The sequence below is a fragment of the Campylobacter sp. 2018MI10 genome (assembly GCF_018501175.1).
GTDB lineage: Bacteria > Campylobacterota > Campylobacteria > Campylobacterales > Campylobacteraceae > Campylobacter_E.
Map to the genome: position 1 here is coordinate 1 of NZ_JAHCZD010000010.1, position 20,902 is coordinate 20,902.

Here is a 20,902-nt window from a genome sequence, read left to right on the forward strand (position 1 = left end):
TTGTTTTTAACATATCTCTTATTTGCTTACCTAACATATTAGTTGCAAGTTCTACTCTACCTTTAGCATTTTTTATTTCATTTCTAAAGTCGTTTTGGCTATATTCATCAAATATCTTTTCAATTGAGTTTGTATTAGCTCCAACTTTTTCTTCTAAAGTATCAAGCATTTTATTTAAGACATTTTTTAATTCAATTAATTGTGGGTTTGCAGGATTTAGAGTAATTCTTGCTTTTAAATCTCCGCTTTCAATTGCTGCTGCTGTTTGAACGCTTTGTTCTACTGCGTTTGTATCTTGAGTAAGTGAGTTGATTGTTCTTTCAATGTTTTCATTAATAGCTTTAGCCATATCTCCGAACTCATCTTTAGAATTTAAATCAATCTTACTTGCTGTTTTTCTTTCGTGATTTATTAGTGCGAATACTTCTTTTAGACCTTTTTGAATGATTTCAAGTGGGCGAAGTGAGAATTTGATTAAGAAGAATAAACATAATAAAATAATCACTAAAGAAGCGAAAAATAATGTTATATTTTGTTTTAATAAAGAATTTAAAGTATCATCTATATCGCTAGTTAAATTGGTGCTACAGAATTTCCAGCCTGTTGTATTTGAATTAATACATACTGCAGTTTTTTTCATCACCTTTAAAGGTATAGCGAACTGAAATGCCATCTTTTAGATTATTTTCAATCATTTTTATAACATCATCTTGTTTTAATTCAAATTCTTCATTTGGGTGCATTACAAATTCTAATTTATCATCATAAGCAAATATTGTGTTGGTCTTAGAAAAATGTAAAGTTAAAATTTGATTTTTTAAATCTTTAAATGCCATATCTCCACCAATTACTCCAATGATTTTGCCATTTTTAATAATAGGTGCTGAAATTGTCATAACTTTTTCTTTTAATCTCTCATCAGGATAAACTTCTTTACTTAATAAAGCTCTATTGGCACTAATAGCATCTTTATACCAACCCCTACTTCTTGCATCTTGGTCTTTTACTATGTAAGGCTCATTATTAGAACTAATATAATAAAACTTACCACTATCAGCCATACCAATAAATAAAGCCGAGAAATTTGAAATTCCTAAATAATTTTTAAGAATTTTAAAAATATTCTCATCTTGATTATCTTCACTAATTGAATTTGCTAAAATTGGTGAGAATTGCTCTATAAAATTTATTCTTGAATTAAAATAAGAATCTACATAAAGCATAGTGGCATTTAAGCCGTTTTCTTTAGCTTTATCAGTAAATGATAATGAATCAGTTTTTGAACTAGAATAATTCACTAAGCATAAAATGATAAAACAAACTACAAGTGGGATAGCAATTAATGCTGGAATTTTGTTTGTTAATTTCATAATACTCCTTTTTAAAAAATTGCGTTAATGTTACAATTAAAGAATTGAATAATATTTAATAGAAAAAAAATTTTTAAATATCTATGTAGCAATGGTTTAAGCGTTTAAGGAATAATAAGAAAAATTATGATTTCAATTAAAAATATATTAATTGAAATCAATGAAATTATAAAATCTCTTTTAATTTATTTGCATTCTTAAGCCATTCGTTTAGCTTTTGATATTCATCGTTATTTATCATTTGCTTAAACTCATTTAGTTCATTTATAAAGCCATCAAGAGCATTTAAAACATTTATTTTATTTTCTTTAAAAATACTTTCCCACATTGCAGGGCTACTCTTTGCAATCCTACTCATATCAGCAAAAGAACCACCTGCTAGGTGTAAAATATTTTTCTTATCTTCGCAATCTAACACATAATTTGCTAAAGAAAAGCTGATTACATGCGGTAGATGAGATATGATAGCACTATGATGATCGTGTGAGCTTGCATTCATAAAAGTAATTCTCATTCCAATATTACTTAATAATTCTATGGTTCTATGCTGATGAAATACGCTCGTATTTTCGGTATTACACAATACACAAACAGCGTTTTTAAATAAATCAATCTTAGCAGCACTAGGACCATTATGCTCTGTTCCTGCCATTGGATGAGCTAGTATGAATTGCTCTTTTAAATCATCGCTTATTGCGTTTTGAATACTTTCTTTTGTGCTACCAAATTCTATAATTGTAGTAGTTTTTGGAATATCTTTTAATTGTTTAATAATTTCAATAATAGCCCCAACAGGAACACATAAGAAAATCAAATCACAAGTTTTAATCTCATCAAAAGTTATAATTTCATGAACTAAATTAAGCTTTAAAGCTTCTTTTTCGTGTTCTTTATTTAAATCAATTCCATAAACTCCACTAATAAATTTGTTTTTCATCAAATTTAAAGCCAATGAGCCACCAATTAATCCTAATCCAATTACAACTGCTTTCATAACTTATCCTTAATTAAGATTTATATATGCAAAATAATATAATATTTTTCTAAAAAAAGGAGTTTAAATGGTTGATTTTATTGTGATTTTTTTACACTTATTTTCAGCAATTATTTTTATAGGTTATGTATTTGTTGATGCGATTTTATGCTATGGGTTAAAACAAGCTAATGAGCTAAAAAAGGCTTATTTTAAAAGTTCAGGTATTTTATATGCACTTAGCTTTGTTGTATTAATTCTTAGCGGAATTTATCTAGCATATAATGAATATACTAATTTTGCAAATATAAATAAAATTATGTTTTTTATCAAAATAACTCTAGTAATTTTAATGCTTTTTATAACTTTTATTAGTATTTATATAGCGAGATTTAAAAACAATAAAGAACATTTTTTGGTAAAACAAGCTCATATTTTAGCCTTGATAATATGTTTTTTGATAGTTTTATTTGCAAAATTATTAAGTATTTTATGAGTAGTGAAAAAAGAATTTGAAATAAAATCTTATTTCAAATTCTTAATATTTTTAGCCTTTATTTGTAGCTAATTTGCGTCTTAGATAAGCGATTTTTGTTTGTAGTGGTAATTGTTTAGGGCAATTATCTTCACAAGCAAGTAAGCTCATACAAGCAAAAATTCCATCATCATCACCAACTAATTCATAAAAATCATCTAAAGTTCTATTATCGTGTGGGTCTTGCTCGTATCTTGCAGCCCTCATAAGTCCTGCAGCACCTATGAAATTAGGTCTCATAACTTTAGTTGCACAAGAAGCTATACAAATACCACATTCAATACATCTATCAAGCTCAAATGTTTCTTCAGCAACTGCTGGTTCAACTCTTTCTTCAATCTTAGAAATATCAGTAACTTTGTCAGTATGTATCCAGCTTTCTACCCTTTTACACATACCTTCCATCCATTCACCTGTATTAACACTTAAATCCTTAATATGCTTAAACGCAGGTAAAGGCATAAGCTCAATTACTCCATCAGGATAATCTTTAGTAAGAGTTTTGCAACCTAATTTTGGTTTTCCATTAATCATCATTGCACATGAGCCACAAATTCCTGCACGACAAACGAAATCAAAACTCAAACTTGCATCAAATTTTTCTCTAATTTGATTTAAAACTATAAAAATAGTCATACCACTAGTTTCATCTAATGTATAAGTAGCAAAATGTGGCTTGCTAATTTTACTATGTGGATTATATTTAAATACCCTTATTGTTAGTTTCCTACTCATAATCAACCCCTATTCTTTGATTAGCTGCTTTAAATCTAGCTTGTAATTCATAAGGCATAAGTGCGTCTTGGATTTCTGCTCTACTTTTACCTTCTGCTTGTAATTTTTCTGTAATTTCATCTACTTGTTTTTGACGAACTTCACTTAAAGGATTTTCAATTATATTTCCTTTTGCACCATAACCACGGAATGCTGGTGGCATTTCCATTTTCATAATATCAAGGTCTTCATATTCAACTCTAGGTAAAGTTGAGCCTTCATCCCAATAAGTCATAGTTCTTTTCATCCAATTTAAATCATCTCTTTTTGGATAATCTTCTCTATAATGAGCCCCACGGCTTTCAGTTCTAAGAAGCGCACCACGAGCAACACATAAAGCAACTTTTAACATTCTTGGAACTCTATAAGCTTCTTCTAGCTCTGGATTTGAGCAATTTAATTCTTTATCTTTAATAGCTACTTTTTTGCTCTCTATTAATAATTCTTCAAGGCGTTTTACTGCGTATTCTAATCCTTCGCCTGTTCTAAAAATAGCAACATGCTCCCACATAATATCTTTCATTTCGTTTTTGATTTCAAAAATATTATATTTACCTTCACGATTTGCTATTTCTTTTAAATAATTTGCTTCATCGTTTAAGAATTTTTGAACCACTTGCATATCAGCTACTATTGTATTATTTTTGCAATACTCAGAAAAATAATCTCCTACAATCATACCTGCAACAACGGTTTCAGCACAGCTATTTCCACCAAGTCTATTAAATCCGTGCATATCCCAGCAAGCTGCTTCACCTGCTGCAAAAAGACCTTTCATCTTTGGAGTTTCTCCATTTGGCTTAGTTCTAATTCCACCCATTGAATAGTGTTGCATAGGAAGAACCGGCGCCCAACCTTTTGGACCTTCATCAGCAGGGTCAATTCCATTAAATGTCTTACAAATATCTTGAACATCTCTTAAGTTTTTTTCAACATGAGCACGACCTAAGATTGAAATATCAAGCCATAAATGCTCTCCATAAGGACTTTTAACACCTTTTCCTTTTCTAATATGTTCCATCATACGGCGACTTACAACATCACGACTTGCCAATTCTTTTTTCTCAGGCTCATAATCAGGCATAAAGCGGTATCCATCAACATCTCTTAAAATACCACCATCACCACGGCAACCTTCAGTCAAAAGTATCCCACTTGGAACAATTGGAGTTGGGTGAAATTGAACCGCTTCCATATTTGATAAAGAGCATAATCCTGTCTCAAGTGCCATTGCTGCACCTGTTCCTTCACAAATAACAGCGTTTGTTGTTTGTTTATAAACTCTACCATATCCACCTGTTGCTATCATTGTGCCTTTTGATACAAATGCAGTTAAACTACCATCAATTAAGCTTCTTGCAACTATACCTAAGCAAATTCCATCTTTGTGAATAATTCTAAGAGCTTCCATTCTATCTATGATTTTTACATTGTGCTTAATTGCTTCGTTTGCAACTCCAAAAATCATACAATGCCCTGTAGCATCAGCAATATAGCAAGTTCTCCATTTTTTAGTCCCACCAAAATCTCTTGCGTTTATTAGTCCGTGTGCTTCTTCTTTTTCTTCTATCGTTACTTTTTGTGCGTTTATAACAACATTTCTAGGACCTTTTGTAATCCTAGTCCAAGGCACGCCCCAACTAGCTAACTCACGAACAGCCTTAGGCGCAGTTTGAGCAAACATTCTTGCTACTTCTTGATCGCATCCCCAATCGCTTCCTTTTACGGTGTCAGCAAAGTGTAAATCTTCATTATCTCCTTCACCTTTATTACTATTAGCAAGACTTGCTTGCATACCACCTTGAACCGCAGCTGAGTGAGAACGCTTAACAGGACAAATACTTAAAAGCGTAACTGATTGACCACTTTTAGCAACTTCAACAGCACTTCTAAGTCCTGCTAAACCACCACCAACTATTAAAGCATCACTAAATTCTACTTTCATTTTAAGCCTTTCTGTTTGTTATAAGCTAATACCAGCTTTTATAAATACTGCTAAATTAGCAAGTCCTAAAACTATAAAGAAAATACTAATAACCCATTTTAATTTTTTAAGAGTTTTTCTTCTAGCTCTTGCAGTATGCACATCATTTCCATCAAACCAGCCCCATTTAACGCAAAGTCTATAAAGACCAATACCACCATGAAGCTCAACAGCGAATAATAAAATTAAATAAAACGCCCACATATTATGATTTACAATTCTTTCAACTGCACCTAAAAATCTAATAGTTTCAGGATTAAAAAACATCATTGCAAGGTGCATTGAAGCGAAGAAAAACATAACAAAACCTGTACAGGCTTGAATAACCCAAAGCGTTGTATCTTCGTGTTTTATTAGTTTTGAATGCTCTCTTGCGATTTGCCATTGGCGATAAGTAATTGGTAATTTTCTCATACCAAGAGCAGCGTGAATAAAGAAAATAATAAAAATAATAAGCACCATACAAGATACTAAAGCAGGTTTTGGTGTATCAAAAATAGCCGAACCCTCAAAAAACTTAGCCGTAGCTTCAAAAAATTCAGGACTGATTAAAACGGTAGAAACAAAAAGCATATGTCCCCACATAAAAAGCCCTAGAATTAAACCAGTAGCACTTTGATAAAAATCAAGCTTAGCAGGTAAGCGTGATTTAGTGCCATCAACTCTTTTGCCTAAAAAATTTTCAATTTTACTAGACACTTTAACTCCTTTTCTTAAATTTTTCTCATTTTACTAATGTTTAACAAACGACCTACGAAAAAATATGTGGAATAATGAATTTAAACCACGGATACGCAATAAGTGTGTAAATTAGTAAATAAATAGCTCCAAAAATAGCACCTAATTTCCAAAATTCTGCACCTTTAATATAACCACTCGCAAACCAAATTGGGCTATGTCCTGTCCCATAAGGCGTTAAAACACTTATCATACCCATTGGAGCTAGTAAAAACATCATAATAAAAGACGCATCATAACCAGCAATTTTACTTGCAATAATTGCAAACACTCCAACAACTGCAGTAACATATGCAGTCCCAGAAGCAAAGAAATATCTTAATAAACAAAACACAAGTAATAATATAAATACTGCTAAAGTAGGACTAATACCACTTAATAAACTATCAGTATATTTTGATAAGAATTCTAAAAATCCAACATTTTTTAATCCACCTGCCATTGTTACTAAAGTAGCAAACCAAGTAAGAACATTCCACGCTGGTTTATTAGCTAAAAAATCATTCCAAGTAATAATATTAGTAACTATCATTAGAATAATTACAATTAAAGCAGTTGTAGTAGCACTAACTCCAAAAGTCTTTGAACCTATCCATAAAATTAGAGCAAGAATTGAAATGCTTAACATTAATAATTCTTTTAATTTAATTGAGCCAAGTTTTACTAATTCTTCTTTAGCCCAAGCACTAATTTTACTAGAGCCTTTAACTTCTGGTGGATAGATATAATAAGTTAATAAAGGAGTGATTAAAAACAAAATAATACCAATAGGTAAAAAGCATAAAAACCAACCCATCCAATCAACTACAGCAATACCTGATTTTGATAATATCTCTAAAGCTAGTGGGTTTGGTGCTTGACCTGTTAAAAATATTGAACTTGAAATACAAGTAGTAGCAAGACTTACCCACGCTATGTAAGCACCTATTTTTCTTGGTTCTTTATCAGGAGAGCTATCATACATAGCAGGAATACTTGTAGCTATTGGATAAATAGTTCCACCACTTCTTGCAGCATTACTCGGAATAAATGGAGCTAAAATTAAATCAGCAATAGCAATTGCATAGCCTAAACCTAAAGTAGATTTGCCTAATTTATTTACTAAAATTAAAGCAATTCTTTTACCAAGACCACTATTTTGATAGCCAATTCCTATCATAAATGAAGCAAAAATAAGCCACACAACAGAATTTGAAAATCCAGTTAAACCCCAATTAATTGCAGCTTCTGAAGTAATTTTTGCACCAACTTCGCCTGATTTTGCAGGTCCAACTTTAAATAATACTGCTAAAGCTATAGCAATAATACCTAAAAAAGCAGGTGGCATAGGCTCTAAGATAAGCCCTACAACTAAAGCAGCAAAAATGCTAACATAAATCCAAGCATTCATACTAAGCTGAGAATAATCAGCAAATAAATACGAAAGCAAAAACACAAGCAAACCAGCAACAACTGGTGCGATAAATTTCCACAACGGAACCTTACCTTTCATATTAACTCCTAAAATTAAGTTGAAATTAATATATTCCAAAAAAGCTAAAGAAAATCTTAATTTTTTAAATAATCATCTAACTTTAAAAAATTAATATCTATTTTTAAGCTTTAATTTAAAAACAATTTAAACTTAAAATATTTTAAGGTTAATTTTTAATCATCATTTGCATTATTAAAAGCTAAATTAGTAAAAACCAAAATTCCATTTAATATTTTTGCTTATAAAATATTCCTAATAATAAAAACAAACTTATAAAGCCGACGCTATAAAGTAATTCTACAAATAATTTGCTTGTCATTTTACTAATCTCCTTTTGAGAGATTTTATAAAAAATTATATTTTTTAAGCCAATTAATTAAATAAAATAATCTAAAAATTATTTTTTTGATACATTAAGTAACAATAATAAAGTAACTATATAATTTTTAATATTTTAAAAAGGAAAATTATGAAAAAAATAATATTAACTAGTGCTTTTAGCTTTAGTGCTTTTAGCTTTAGTGCTTTGGCGTTAGAATTTGGTAGTTTAGGTAATATACCTTTGAGTATGGGATATGCTGGAGTTGCACTTAAAGATAATGATTTTGCAGCTTATTATAATCCTGCTAGTTTGATTTATTCTAAAAATGGAGTTAATTTTAGTTTTGGAGCAAATTATAATCAAAAAAATCTTTTAGAATTATCTAATCTTGATAAATCTATAAATAAAAAAATTGAAGCAAATATAAGCAAAATAAAGCATATTTTTAATCCAAACAACAATTCAAGAGCTAATAATTTAAAATTTGGTAATTTTGGTAGTGTTATAGATGATTTTATATTAAGAAACACAAATAGCGATAATGAAGATTTAGCCTTATTAGCAAAAACTTTTAAAGATGAATTAGATGATAATTTAACTAAAGATGAACTAGACAATATAATTAGTGATTTAAAAAATAAAATGCAAGATAATGATGAATTATCTACAACAATCAAAACCGAACTAATAACTTCAACAAATAATACAAATGAAGAATTAAATAACAATGGTGTTGATACAAAATTATTAACAAATATAATAAGTGATACCGATACAAAAAATGTCTTAGATGTGATAAAGAATTCAAAAGATGGTAATGTTAATTTAGATGATTTATTGTTAGATATTGGAGATACTAAATTAGATACCTTTCTTGATGAAAATACCTTAAATGATATTGAATTAATTTATAATGCAGTTTATGACAATGAAGTTAATTTAAATATATTAAGTGGTTTAGAATATAACAATAATTTAGGGGATTTAAGTGCTTTTGCTGTAAGCTTATTTAATACGATTTCACTTAATACTTATGCTTCATTAAATAAAGAAAAAAGTAGTTTAATAATAAAAATAAAAGATGATGATAGATATATTTATTTAAAATTATTTAAAAGCAATTCACAACTATTCGTAACCAATGTAAGCGAAGAAGAATATTTAAATCATTCAGCAATGCAAGATAGTGTAAAAAATCCTTTAAATACAACAATGCTAATGATAACAGAAGTGCCAATTAGCTACGCAAATGGTTTTATAATGCCTTATGGAGAGCTTAGTTTAGGTGCTAGTTTAAAATATATGAATATTCAAGCATATCAAGTAGAAAAAGGCATTAAAATAGATATGAATGGAGTTAATTCTAAAGATATAAATATTAAAAATGATTTGCATAATGCAAAATCAACAAATACTTTTGGAATAGATATAGGGGCATTATATAGTATTGATGATTTTTCTACTGGATTGGTTATTAAAAATTTAAATAATCCTAAAATCAAATTCCATTCAAGTAGTATGAGATTAAATCCGCAAGTAAGATTTGGATTAGCATATAAATATAGTGATTTTACTTTTGCTTTTGATACTGATTTAGTTACAAACACAACTTTATCAAATAAATACAATAAATCTCAAATGTTAGGCGGTGGTGTTAAATACGAATTTAATGATTATTTTAATCTAAGGGGTGGCTTAGCTTATGATATTAAAAAAGATTATGGGACTATACTTACAACGGGAGCTAATTTCTTTAATATATTTGATATAGCCTTAGCAAGTGGATTAAAGTCTAGTAATTGCGATAAAGATATTTGCAAGGTTTCAAGTAAAGTGCCTAATTATTTTGATTTAAGAATAGGATTTGGATATAAATGGTAAAGAATTTGAATTAGGATTTAACCTAATTCAAATCTTGCTTAATCCCAACATTCAGCGTTTTTAATACCTAATTTTTTAGCGCTAAATACAGGGTCTAAACCTCTTTTCTTTTGCTCATCATAATCTTTTAAGCATTTTATTAAAATAGGACTTAATAACAAAATAGCAATGATATTTATAGAAGCCATTGCAGCCATTGTAATATCTGCTAAATCCCAAGCTACTTTTAAATCTAATTGAGAACCAATAAATACCATAGCAACCGCACTTATTTTAAAAACTAATTCGTTTAAATTGTTTTTTGTAAGGTTTTTAACATTTGCATCTGCATAGTAAAAATTACCGATTAATGAAGTTACAGCAAATAAAATAACTGCAAAAGTTATAAAATGAAGTCCCCAAGTACCATAATATTCCATCATTGATTGTTGCACCATAGGTAAAGCATTTAATTTAGTTTCGCCAGTTGATAATTGATTAATGTAACTTTGTGAGAACAATACTAAAAATCCAGAGCATGAACATATAATTAAATCAATAAATACTGAAAAACTTTGAATAATTCCTTGTTTTACAGGATGGCTTGTATTTGCTGCTGCAGCTGCGTTTGGAGCAGAACCCATACCAGCTTCGTTTGAAAATAATCCACGCTTAATTCCTATTACTATAACACTACCTGCAAATCCACCAAAAATAGCTTGAAAATCAAAAGCACTATTAAAAATCATTTTAAACACAGATGGTATTAAATCATAGTGCATAGCCATAGCAATAATGCTTAATAAAATATAAACAAAAGCCATTATAGGAACAATAATTGAGCTTACTTTTCCAAGTGATTTTGAATTTGAAAAGAATAATGCAAAAGCAACAACACTTAAAATAATCCCTATAATTATACTTGCACTACTAAAGTTATCAGGAAAATATATCTCAAATGCTGAAGTCATAGTATGGCTTTGAAGCCCATTAAATCCATAAGCATAAGTAATAATTAAAATAACTGAAAATAATTTACCAAAAAATTTATTTCCTAAGCCTTTTTCAATAAAATATGCAGGTCCTCCACGAAAACCATTTTCATCTTTACTTTTATATATTTGAGCTAATGTGCTTTCAGCAAATGCACTTGCACCACCTATAAATGCCATTACCCACATCCAAAACAATGCACCTGCACCACCAACTACAACTGCAGTGCTAATTCCAGCGATATTTCCGATACCAACCCTTGAAGCTGTTGAAATCATTAAAGCTTCAAAACTACTAACATGGTCTTTGTTGTCTTGCTTTTCTTTTAATAATGTTAAAACATTACCCATCAATCTAAACTGAGCAAAACGAGTATTAATAGTATAAATAACACCTACAATAATTAGTGCAAATACTAAAAAATAAGTATACAAATAACCATTTATTAAATCTAAAAATAAATGTATTTCTTCTAATAAACTTTGCAAACGCTCTCCTTGATAAAAATTTCAAAAAATCATTATATATAAATTCAAGCGTTTTTGGTTAATTACTTATGCTTACTGCTTTTATCTTCGCAAGCAATAATTAATCTTTCAAAAGGATTTTTTTGATTATCTGGCTTTTTAATAATGTCTTTTAAGCTCTTTGGATGTAATAAATTCATAATATCTCCTTTAAATTTAAAAAAAACGAAGTTATTATAATAAATAAAAGATAATAAATATCAAAATCATATTATTTTTTATAAATTTTAATATTTTGTTACATTTTGTAACATTTATTTTAAAAGTTTGATTTAAATTTATAATAAGTTATATAAATATAATTAAAATAGCGGCTTTAAATTATTTTAAGGAGTAATAATGAAAAAATGGAGCGAATTTGACAATCGTTGGATGTTTTCATTGTTTGGCACTGCTGTTGGTGCTGGAATTTTATTCTTACCTATTCGTGCAGGAACTGGTGGCTTTTGGCCTATTGTTTTAATGTGTGTATTAATTTTCCCAATGACTTATTTATCACATTTATTCTTATCATATTTTGTAGGCTCTACTAAAGGTGGAGATATTACTGATGCAGTGAATAAATATTTTGGTAAAGAAGTAGGAATTGTGATTACATTTTTATACTTTTTTGCAATTTATCCTATTTGTCTTGCTTATGGGGTTGGTATTACAAATACTATAAGCTCATTTATGGTAAATCAATTAGGCTTAGCCGAGCCAAATCGCTTAATCTTGGCTATTGTTTTAATTACAATTATGATGGCTGTAATGTTTACTAATGAAACTTTAGTTACTAAAGTTTGTGAATGGCTTGTTTATCCATTATGCTTAATACTATTTTTATTTTCACTTTATTTAATTCCACATTGGAAATTAGAAGTTTTAGGTGAAGTTCCAAGTGCAAAGGAATTTATTAGCACAATATGGCTTACTTTACCTGTATTAGTATTTAGCTTTAATCACTCTCCTGCGATTTCAACTTTTAGCCTAAATACATATAATGAATATAAAGAAAACTCGGACGCAAAAAGAAAGCAAATATTATTTAATAATGCTACGCTTTTATTAGTATTTGTTATGTTTTTTGTATTTTCTTGTATTTTATGTCTTGATAAAAATGAGTTTGCTATTGCAAGAGATGCAAATATTCCAATCCTTAGCTATTTTGCTAATAAATTTGATGGAAATATTATAAGTTATGGTGCTCCTGCTGTTGCATTTTTGGCAATTTTAACTAGCTTTTTTGGACACTATTTTGGTGCTAGAGAAGGCTTAAATGGACTTATTAAAAAAGTAAGCGGAAAAGCTGTTAGTAAAAATAATGCCTTTACAACTATATTTATGTATGTAACTATGATAATAGTAGCTTACTATAACCCTAGTATTTTAGGATTTATAGAAGATTTAGGCGGTCCTATTATTGCTGTAATATTATTTTTAATGCCTGTATATGCTATATATAAAATCCCAGAGCTAAGAGTTTATAAAAATGGTGCGGCTTGTTATTTCGTAGCTATTATGGGAATTATCACAATTACAAGTGTAATTTATAAGATGAACTTATGAGTAACTTAAGTATTTTTAAAATCGGCATTGGTCCATCAAGTTCGCACACAGTTGGACCTTTTGTTGCGGGAAATGAGTTTTTAAAAGGTTTAAATTTAAAAGAAATTACTAGGATAAAAGTTACTTTATTTGGCTCTTTATCACTTACAGGTAAAGGGCATTTAAGCGATATTGCTGTGGTTTTAGGTCTTAGTGGCTTAAATGTAAAAACAATAAGCCCAGAACAAAAACAAGTTGTATTATTAAGATTAAATGAAAGAAAGCTTTTATTAGGAAATGAATTTGAAATAGATTTTGATGAAAATAGTGATATTATTTTTTCTAAAGAATTTAAAAGCTATCACGAAAATGCTTTAACGATTGAAGCGTTTTCAAATAATACTTGTGTTAAATCTAAGACTTATTATTCAGTTGGCGGTGGCTTTATTAAAAGTGAAGATGAGATTAGTAAAACTAATCAAACTAATCAAGAAAAAAATTATGATTATTCTTTTGATAGTGCGACGGAGCTTTTGTGGTTATGTAATAAATATAATAAAAACATAGCCGAAATTGCAATGCTTTATGAGCTTAATTTTAATAGCGAAGAATATATAAATAATTATTGCAAAGAGATTTATGAAGCAATGCAAGATAGCTTTAAAGCAGGTGCTAATTCAAATGAACTAATCCTACCAGGACCAATCAAGCTTAAAAGAAGAGCTCCTGCATTAGCTAAAAAATTAATGCTTTTAGATGATAAGAATTTAAATCGTAAGGGTGATTTGGATTTTATAGATTATTTTAGCCTTTATGCTATGAGTGTTTCAGAAGAAAATGCAGCGGGTAATCGTGTAGTAACTGCTCCAACCAATGGAGCTTGCGCAGTAGTTCCTGCTGTGCTTTTATACTTAAAAGAGCATGTAAAAAGTATGAGTGAAAAAGACATTAGAGACTTTTTATTAGTATCAATGGCGATAGGTTCATTGTTTAAGAAAAACGCAAGTATAAGTGGAGCTGAAGCAGGTTGTCAAGCAGAAATTGGCTCAGCTTCTTCAATGGCAGCTGCTTCATTTGCCTTTAGTATGGGGGCAAGTCCGATTGATTGTTGCTCTGCTGCTGAAATTGCAATGGAGCATCATTTAGGGCTAACTTGTGATCCTGTTGCAGGACTTGTTCAAATTCCTTGCATTGAGCGTAATGTATTCGGAGCGATAAAGGCTGTAAGTGCAGCTAAAATGGCTATGGATAGAGAGAGTGCTCCTAGCGTTGGGCTTGATGAGGTTATTAAAACTATGTATGAAACAGGCAAGGATATGGATACAAGATATAAAGAAACTAGCCTTGCAGGTCTAGCTACAAATTACAAGAAATTTTGCTAAAAAAGGGCTTTATGCCCTTTTTACAATCTGTAATTTATTATTTTTTGTTAATATTAAAAATCACATCAAAATAATGGAACTTTAATGCAAAATATAAGAAATTTTTCAATAATAGCACATATAGACCATGGTAAAAGCACTTTAGCAGATTGTTTAATCACAACTTGCAATGCTATAGAGCAACGCAAAATGAGTAAGCAAGTAATGGATACTATGGATATAGAAAAAGAGCGTGGAATTACTATAAAAGCTCAATCAGTTAGATTAAATTATACTTATAATAAAGAAAATTATATTTTAAATCTTATTGACACCCCAGGTCATGTGGATTTTTCGTATGAAGTTAGTAGAAGTTTAGCAAGTTGCGAAGGGGCATTATTAGTAGTTGATGCTTCACAAGGCGTTCAAGCACAAACAATTGCGAATGTTTATATGGCAATTGAGCATGATTTAGAAATAATTCCTGTAATTAATAAAATTGACCTACCCGCAGCAAATCCTGCAAAAGTAAAGGCTGAAATTGAGCATATAATAGGAATTGATTGTTCTAATGCAATAGAAGTTAGTGCAAAAGCTGGGATAGGAATTGCTGAATTATTACAAGCAATTTGTGAGAGAATTCCTGCACCAAAAAGTAATCAAAATAAGCTAAAAGCACTAATTTATGATAGCTGGTTTGATAGCTATTTAGGGGCTTTAGCTTTAGTTAGAGTAAGGGATGGAGAGATTAATAAAAACGATGAAATATATTTAATGCACGAAGGCGTAAAGCATAATGTATTAGATTTACGCTATCCACACCCACTAAATCCAATGCCAACAAATACAATTAAAGCAGGAGAAGTTGGTATCGTTGTATTAGGATTAAAAGACATAGCGCAAATTAGCGTAGGAGATACAATAACCCTAGCAAAAGATAAAGCAACAGAACCAATTGAAGGTTTTGCTAAAGCAAAAGCCTTTGTATTTGCGGGGATTTATCCAATTGAAACTGATAAATTTGAAGATTTAAGAGATGCTTTAGATAAATTAAAATTAAACGATAGCTCAATCTCATACGAGCCAGAAACTTCACTTGCTTTAGGTTTTGGCTTTAGGGTTGGCTTTTTAGGTTTATTGCATATGGAAGTTATAAAAGAACGCTTAGAGCGTGAGTTTAATTTGGATCTAATAGCAACCGCTCCTAGTGTTACTTATGAAGTTAATTTAACTGATGGAAGCGTATTAAATATCCAAAATCCAAGCGACTTACCACCTGTAAATAAAATAGACCACATAAAAGAGCCTTATGTAAAAGCTACCATAATAACTCCTAGCGAGTTTTTAGGAAATTTAATTACTCTTTTAAATAATCGCCGTGCAATACAAACAAAAATGGATTATATAACAGAAAATAGAGTATTGCTTGAATACGATATACCTATGAATGAAATTATTATGGACTTTTATGATAAATTAAAATCACTTACTCGTGGATATGCTAGTTTTGATTACGAATTTTGTGATTATAGAGTGGGAGATTTAGTAAAGCTTGATATAAAAGTGGCAGGAGAAGCGGTTGATGCGTTAAGTATTATCGTGCCAAATCAAAAGGCTTTAAGCAAAGGTAGAGATTTAGTAAAAGCTATGAAAGATATTGTGCCTAGACAATTATTTGAAGTAGCAATTCAAGCAAGTATAGGTAATAAAATCATAGCTCGTGAAAATGTAAAATCAATGGGTAAAAATGTTACTGCTAAATGCTACGGCGGGGATATTACTAGAAAAAGAAAGCTACTTGAAAAGCAAAAAGAAGGTAAAAAGCGTATGAAAGCAATAGGTAAAGTATCTTTACCACAAGAAGCATTTTTAAGTATTTTAAAGATTGATTAAAAAAGGAATTTCAAATTGAAATTCCTAAACTTTATTTAAAGTATTAGCTAGGTTTAAGCAATCTTGCAAAGTAGGATAGTCTGAAACAAAGATATTTTTTACATTATATTTTTTTAATTCATTTTCAGTGCTTTTTCCTATTGCTATTATATTTTTTGGAAAAGTTTTGAAAAAATATTCATAATCACGCACTCCTGATGGTGCTAAAAATATCAATATATCTTCATTATTTATTGACTTTACAAAAGGCTTTAAATCCTTATCTAAAGGCGTATTTAATCTAGTGTTACTATATGCTATTACAGACCTTAGGCTAATATTATTTGAATCTAAAAACTCATCTAAATCACTTATAATATTTAAAGCCCTAAAATAAACACATTTTAAATTATTTAGCAGTGGCAATATCTCGTTTTTAAATTCACTCGCGTGAGCTGATTTGCCTGTATAAAACACATCTAAGCCTAAACTATTTAAGTATTTCGTAGTTGCTAAACCTATACTAAAAATCTTTTTATTTTTTAGATTAATATTATTTAATACACAAGATTTAACGGCATTTTTGCTAGTAAAAATACAAGCATCAAAATCATCATTAATGCTAAAATCATTAAAAATTATTTCATTTACAAAAATACTCTTTATATTTGTTTCGTTTTTTAAACCAACTACATAAATCATTCAAAAAACACTTCTCTTTCAAGTTTGCAAAGCAATAAAGCACAAGCTAAAGCACATTGATTTTGCTTATAAATCCTATCTCCAAGTAATTCTAATCTCTCGTGTAAAATCAAGCCTGTATCACTAATAGCACATATAAAAGCTACACCGCTTTTAACGCCTAAATCATCGCTATCTCCTAAAACCCCCGTGCAAGTTATAGCGTAATTTGCCTTAGTTAATTTTAATACCCCCGTAGCCATTGCTAAAGCACAATTTTGAGAATAAACTGCTTGATTTTCTAAATGAATATCTTCTACATTTAGCCAAGCTTTTTTGCTTTTATTTGAATATGTTATAACACTACCTTCATAAACACTACTTGAGCCATTAATTTTAGTAAAATTACTAGCCAATAATCCACCAGTGCAGCTTTCTGCGAAGCTTAATTTTTTGTTATTTTCTTTTAATTTTTTAATTATATGCTCGTATAAATTATCAGCAAAAATCACTTTTTTAGGGAATAATGATTTAACGGAATTTAAAAGCCCTATTTCATCTGAATACTCATTAGTATTTACTTTGACATATAATAAATTATCAAGTAGTGAATAAATATTAAGACTTACTCCATAAGGCTTTACGCTAGTATTTAATAATATTTCAGCACTTTCTAAATCCAAATCACTTATTAAAAAATCATAACTAAGTTTTGTATTATGCAAAATTTCAGGTAGATAAAACATACTAGCTTTTAATATATTAATCATAACCCCATTTAAATCTATTAAAACTGAATTTTTCTTATAATCTTTAGGATTTTCTACTATAAACTCATCATCAATTAAACTCAATTCACATTCTTTTAATGTAGCTAGGATTTTATTAATCATAGAAAAAGAATGTTCATCAGCAATTATCGTTACTAATTCATATTTTTTAACATCTATTTCTAAAAGAGTATTTAATTTAGAATCATCATCATTAAGCTTAATGATAGTATTAGCAAACAAATTCTTCTTAGCCAAACTTCTATCTACAAATTCACAAAAACTACTATTAAAACTCAAATCTTTTGTAAAATATATTAATAAATGTTTCATTTCTTATCCTTTTATTTAAAAAAGTATAGCAAAATAAGTGCATTTTAACAATCAAAAAATATTAAAGGCACATTTATGGATTATAAAGATACATTATTATTACCCAATACTACTTTTGAGATGAGAGCAAATCTTTATGAAAACGAGAAAAAAAGTTTTGAAAAATTTTCATCATTTGCATACGCACAATTAAGAGATAAAAAAGCACCTAAATTTATCCTACACGATGGCCCTCCTTATGCTAACGGGCATTTACACATAGGTCATGCTTTAAATAAAATCTTAAAAGATATGATTAATAAAACTAGATATTTTCTAGCTAATAATTCAATTTCATATACTCCTGGTTGGGATTGCCATGGTTTGCCTATTGAACAACAAGTTGAAATCAAATTAAAAGATAAAAATCCAAGTATAAAAGAAATTCACGACGCTTGCACCGAACACGCAAAAGAATTCATAGGTATTCAAATGAAAGAATTTAAAGACTTAGGAATAATTGGAGATTTTGACAAGCCTTATTTGACTATGGATTTTAAATTTGAAGCAAATATTTACAAAACTCTTTTAGAAGTAGCTAAAAATGGTTTATTAATTCAAAGAAGTAAGCCAGTTTATTGGAGTTGGGCTGCTAAAAGTGCTTTAGCTGAAGCAGAAGTTGAATATGAAGATAAAGAAGATTATTCAATTTTCGTAGCATTCAAACTAAACGATGATGCAAAAGCAAAACTTAAATCTTTAGGAGCAAATGATAGTGTTTTAAACAATGCAAGAGCTGTTATTTGGACTACTACTCCTTGGACTTTACCAGCAAATAAAGCAATCGCACTAAATAAAGATGAGCTATATGTTTTAGGAGAAAATGGTCTTATCGTAGCTAAAAAAAGATTAGAAGATTTAGCAGAATTTAATATTAAACCTGTGCTTGAATTTAAAGGAGATTTTTTAGAAAATACAAACGCATTAAATCCTTTAAACAATAATCTATCTCAATTCATAACAGGAGAGCATGTTTTAATGGATGGCGGTAGTGGTTTAGTTCATACTGCACCAGGACACGGAGAAGATGATTATTATGCTTGTTTAAGATATAACATTGAAGTAGAAATGCCTGTAGGAGATGATGGTTGTTATGATGAAAATATCAAAAGATTAGTGCCAAATAAACCTGAATTATTAGGAATGCATGTATTTAAAGCAAATGAAGTAATTATTGAATTATTGGGCGAAAGTCTTTTAAAATGCTCTAAATTTATACACTCATATCCATTTTGCTGGAGAACTCATAAACCAATAATTTATAGAGCTACTAAACAATTTTTCATAGCTATGGATAAAGAATTTTACAATGGTATGACTTTAAGAGAATTAGCTCAAAAATCACTTGATGAAGTGAGTTTTTATCCAAAAGCAGGAAGAAATAGAATAGGAACTATGATTAGTAATAGACCTGATTGGTGTATTTCAAGACAACGCTCTTGGGGTGTGCCTTTAGCATTCTTTAATGATAAATCAGGGAATTTGATTATGGATTTTGAACTTTATGAACACCTTGCAAACATATTTGAAAAAGAAGGCGTAAGAGTATGGTGGCAAAAAGATATTAAAGATTTATTACCAGCTAATTCAAAATATAAAGCAGATGAATTAGAAAAAGTTACTGATATTTTAGATGTTTGGTTTGATAGTGGCTCTACATTTAACGCTGTTTTAGCTAGTGGAAATTACGATATCAAAACAACTCAAGCTGATATGTATTTAGAAGGAAGCGACCAACATCGTGGGTGGTTTCAAAGCTCATTGTTATTAAGCGTTATTTTAAACAAACAAGCACCTTATAAAGCAGTTTTAACTCACGGATTTACCGTTGATGAAAAAGGTAGAAAAATGAGTAAAAGTCTAGGCAATGTAATAGCGCCAGAACAAATTGCAAAAAATTATGGCTTAGAAATCTTTAGACTTTATATAACATTATGTGATTATTCAACTGATGTTAAATTAGGCGAAAGCATATTAAAACAAACTAGCGAACAATATAGAAAAATAAGAAATACAATAAGATTTTTATTAGCAAATACAAGTGATTTAAAAGCTTATAATTATAATTTCAGTGATTTAGACAAAATGATTTTAAATAAAGCTAATAATGTGTTTGAGCTTTACAAAAAATCATTCTTAGAATATGATTTCGCTAAAGGTATGAATGCACTTTGCACATTTTTAAGTGCTGATTTAAGTGGTGTTTATCTTGATATTTGTAAGGATAGCTTGTATTGTGATGCTAAAGAAGATAGCAAAAGAACAGCGTCAATTACTGCAATGGCTTTAATACTTAAAAAATTATTAGTTTTACTAGCACCTGTATTAACTCATACTACAAATGAAGCTTGTGAACACGCAAACAAATTTATATTAGGCGATATTAAGAGTATTTTTGATTTAGAAGATTTTGATTTTGCTAGTAAAATCACACCGAGCAAAAACGATTATGAATATTTATTAAAAACTCGTGTTAAATTCTACGAGCAAATTGATATATTGAAAAAAGATAAAATAATCAAAAGCACATTAGAGCTAAATCTAGCTACTAATGATGAAGTGATATTAAATTATGAAGAAGCAGCTGATTTTTATTCATTAAGTAAAATTGAAGCTTTAAATAACAACGAAGCTTTGGCAAGTTTTGAAATTGATAATAAAACATACAAAATCATAAAATCAAATCTATGCAAATGCCCTAGATGTTGGAAATACTTAAGCCTAAGCGAAGAAAGCTTATGTCCTAGATGCGAAAGGGTGTTAAAATGA

The 20,902-nt window shown here is 29.3% G+C and carries 16 protein-coding genes; 6 read left to right on the forward strand and 10 right to left on the reverse strand.

Annotation, left to right across the window (positions count from 1 at the left end):
* The 3 genes from KJR01_RS05640 to KJR01_RS05650 form a co-directional block, all read right to left on the reverse strand.
* The coding region (locus KJR01_RS05640; RefSeq protein ID WP_214117690.1) for a HAMP domain-containing protein at nucleotides 1-640 on the reverse strand (640 nt) is incomplete at its 3' end.
* Entirely contained in the window at nucleotides 615-1,370 is a 756-nt protein-coding gene (locus tag KJR01_RS05645; protein ID WP_214117691.1) for a cache domain-containing protein, read from the reverse strand. The genes KJR01_RS05645 and KJR01_RS05640, both read right to left, overlap by 26 nt.
* A 166-nt stretch (nucleotides 1,371-1,536) precedes the next feature.
* Entirely contained in the window at nucleotides 1,537-2,364 is an 828-nt protein-coding gene (locus tag KJR01_RS05650; RefSeq protein ID WP_214117692.1) for a prephenate dehydrogenase, read from the reverse strand.
* 67 nt (nucleotides 2,365-2,431) lie between these two features.
* Between KJR01_RS05650 and KJR01_RS05655 the strand changes: the two genes are divergently transcribed.
* Nucleotides 2,432-2,839, forward strand: coding sequence for a hypothetical protein (locus KJR01_RS05655; RefSeq protein ID WP_214117693.1), 408 nt, complete (start codon nucleotides 2,432-2,434; stop codon nucleotides 2,837-2,839).
* A 51-nt stretch (nucleotides 2,840-2,890) separates the two neighbouring features.
* On the opposite strand, the gene KJR01_RS05660 is transcribed toward KJR01_RS05655, so the two are convergent.
* Genes KJR01_RS05660 through KJR01_RS05675 form a run of 4 tightly spaced genes read right to left on the reverse strand, consistent with a single transcriptional unit; the run spans nucleotide 2,891 to nucleotide 7,866 of the window.
* A complete protein-coding gene (locus KJR01_RS05660; protein ID WP_214117694.1) occupies nucleotides 2,891-3,613 on the reverse strand; it encodes a fumarate reductase iron-sulfur subunit in 723 nt (240 codons plus the stop codon).
* Nucleotides 3,606-5,597 (reverse strand): fumarate reductase flavoprotein subunit, encoded by a 1,992-nt coding sequence (locus KJR01_RS05665; protein WP_214117695.1) that lies wholly within the window; start codon nucleotides 5,595-5,597, stop codon nucleotides 3,606-3,608. The genes KJR01_RS05660 and KJR01_RS05665 overlap by 8 nt, the downstream gene beginning before the upstream one ends.
* Before the next feature lie 18 nt (nucleotides 5,598-5,615).
* Nucleotides 5,616-6,335, reverse strand: a complete 720-nt coding sequence (locus KJR01_RS05670) for a fumarate reductase cytochrome b subunit (RefSeq protein WP_214117696.1) — start codon at nucleotides 6,333-6,335, stop codon at nucleotides 5,616-5,618.
* A 52-nt stretch (nucleotides 6,336-6,387) separates the two neighbouring features.
* Complete coding sequence (locus KJR01_RS05675; RefSeq protein ID WP_214117697.1) at nucleotides 6,388-7,866, reverse strand: DASS family sodium-coupled anion symporter; 1,479 nt, start codon at nucleotides 7,864-7,866, stop codon at nucleotides 6,388-6,390.
* A gap of 451 nt (nucleotides 7,867-8,317) precedes the next feature.
* Here KJR01_RS05675 and traF point away from each other — a divergent pair, with 451 nt between their 5' ends.
* Nucleotides 8,318-10,051 (forward strand): conjugal transfer protein TraF, encoded by a 1,734-nt coding sequence (gene traF / locus KJR01_RS05680; RefSeq protein ID WP_214117698.1) that lies wholly within the window; start codon nucleotides 8,318-8,320, stop codon nucleotides 10,049-10,051.
* Nucleotides 10,052-10,089: 38 nt separating this feature from the next.
* On the opposite strand, the gene KJR01_RS05685 is transcribed toward traF, so the two are convergent.
* Nucleotides 10,090-11,490 carry an alanine/glycine:cation symporter family protein gene (locus tag KJR01_RS05685; RefSeq protein ID WP_350028233.1) on the reverse strand — a complete coding sequence of 467 codons (1,401 nt, stop codon included), beginning with the start codon at nucleotides 11,488-11,490 and terminating at the stop codon, nucleotides 10,090-10,092.
* Between the two features lie 399 nt (nucleotides 11,491-11,889).
* Between KJR01_RS05685 and KJR01_RS05690 the strand changes: the two genes are divergently transcribed.
* The 3 genes from KJR01_RS05690 to lepA all read left to right on the forward strand — a co-directional run bounded on the left by KJR01_RS05690 (nucleotide 11,890) and on the right by lepA (nucleotide 16,331).
* A complete protein-coding gene (locus tag KJR01_RS05690; protein WP_214117700.1) occupies nucleotides 11,890-13,098 on the forward strand; it encodes an aromatic amino acid transport family protein in 1,209 nt (402 codons plus the stop codon).
* Nucleotides 13,095-14,459, forward strand: coding sequence for an L-serine ammonia-lyase (locus KJR01_RS05695; protein ID WP_214117701.1), 1,365 nt, complete (start codon nucleotides 13,095-13,097; stop codon nucleotides 14,457-14,459). Before KJR01_RS05690 ends, KJR01_RS05695 begins: the two co-directional genes overlap by 4 nt.
* Nucleotides 14,460-14,543: 84 nt before the next feature.
* Complete coding sequence (gene lepA, locus KJR01_RS05700) at nucleotides 14,544-16,331, forward strand: translation elongation factor 4 (RefSeq protein WP_214117702.1); 1,788 nt, start codon at nucleotides 14,544-14,546, stop codon at nucleotides 16,329-16,331.
* Nucleotides 16,332-16,355: 24 nt separating this feature from the next.
* On the opposite strand, the gene KJR01_RS05705 is transcribed toward lepA, so the two are convergent.
* Both KJR01_RS05705 and KJR01_RS05710 read right to left on the reverse strand, forming a co-directional pair.
* A complete protein-coding gene (locus KJR01_RS05705; RefSeq protein WP_214117703.1) occupies nucleotides 16,356-17,012 on the reverse strand; it encodes a uroporphyrinogen-III synthase in 657 nt (218 codons plus the stop codon).
* A complete protein-coding gene (locus KJR01_RS05710) occupies nucleotides 17,009-18,094 on the reverse strand; it encodes a CinA family protein (protein WP_214117704.1) in 1,086 nt (361 codons plus the stop codon). The genes KJR01_RS05705 and KJR01_RS05710 overlap by 4 nt, the downstream gene beginning before the upstream one ends.
* A gap of 75 nt (nucleotides 18,095-18,169) precedes the next feature.
* Here KJR01_RS05710 and ileS point away from each other — a divergent pair, with 75 nt between their 5' ends.
* Nucleotides 18,170-20,902, forward strand: a complete 2,733-nt coding sequence (gene ileS / locus KJR01_RS05715; RefSeq protein ID WP_214117705.1) for an isoleucine--tRNA ligase — start codon at nucleotides 18,170-18,172, stop codon at nucleotides 20,900-20,902.

Coding starts and splice junctions, on each gene's coding strand:
- KJR01_RS05655 (WP_214117693.1), top strand. CDS start 2,432: ATGGTTGATTTTATTGTGATTTTTTTACACTTATTTTCAGCAATTATT.
- lepA (WP_214117702.1), top strand. CDS start 14,544: ATGCAAAATATAAGAAATTTTTCAATAATAGCACATATAGACCATGGT.
- KJR01_RS05690 (WP_214117700.1), top strand. CDS start 11,890: ATGAAAAAATGGAGCGAATTTGACAATCGTTGGATGTTTTCATTGTTT.
- ileS (WP_214117705.1), top strand. CDS start 18,170: ATGGATTATAAAGATACATTATTATTACCCAATACTACTTTTGAGATG.
- KJR01_RS05695 (WP_214117701.1), top strand. CDS start 13,095: ATGAGTAACTTAAGTATTTTTAAAATCGGCATTGGTCCATCAAGTTCG.
- KJR01_RS05705 (WP_214117703.1), bottom strand. CDS start 17,012: ATGATTTATGTAGTTGGTTTAAAAAACGAAACAAATATAAAGAGTATT.
- KJR01_RS05645 (WP_214117691.1), bottom strand. CDS start 1,370: ATGAAATTAACAAACAAAATTCCAGCATTAATTGCTATCCCACTTGTA.
- KJR01_RS05660 (WP_214117694.1), bottom strand. CDS start 3,613: ATGAGTAGGAAACTAACAATAAGGGTATTTAAATATAATCCACATAGT.
- KJR01_RS05650 (WP_214117692.1), bottom strand. CDS start 2,364: ATGAAAGCAGTTGTAATTGGATTAGGATTAATTGGTGGCTCATTGGCT.
- KJR01_RS05675 (WP_214117697.1), bottom strand. CDS start 7,866: ATGAAAGGTAAGGTTCCGTTGTGGAAATTTATCGCACCAGTTGTTGCT.
- KJR01_RS05665 (WP_214117695.1), bottom strand. CDS start 5,597: ATGAAAGTAGAATTTAGTGATGCTTTAATAGTTGGTGGTGGTTTAGCA.
- KJR01_RS05710 (WP_214117704.1), bottom strand. CDS start 18,094: ATGAAACATTTATTAATATATTTTACAAAAGATTTGAGTTTTAATAGT.
- traF (WP_214117698.1), top strand. CDS start 8,318: ATGAAAAAAATAATATTAACTAGTGCTTTTAGCTTTAGTGCTTTTAGC.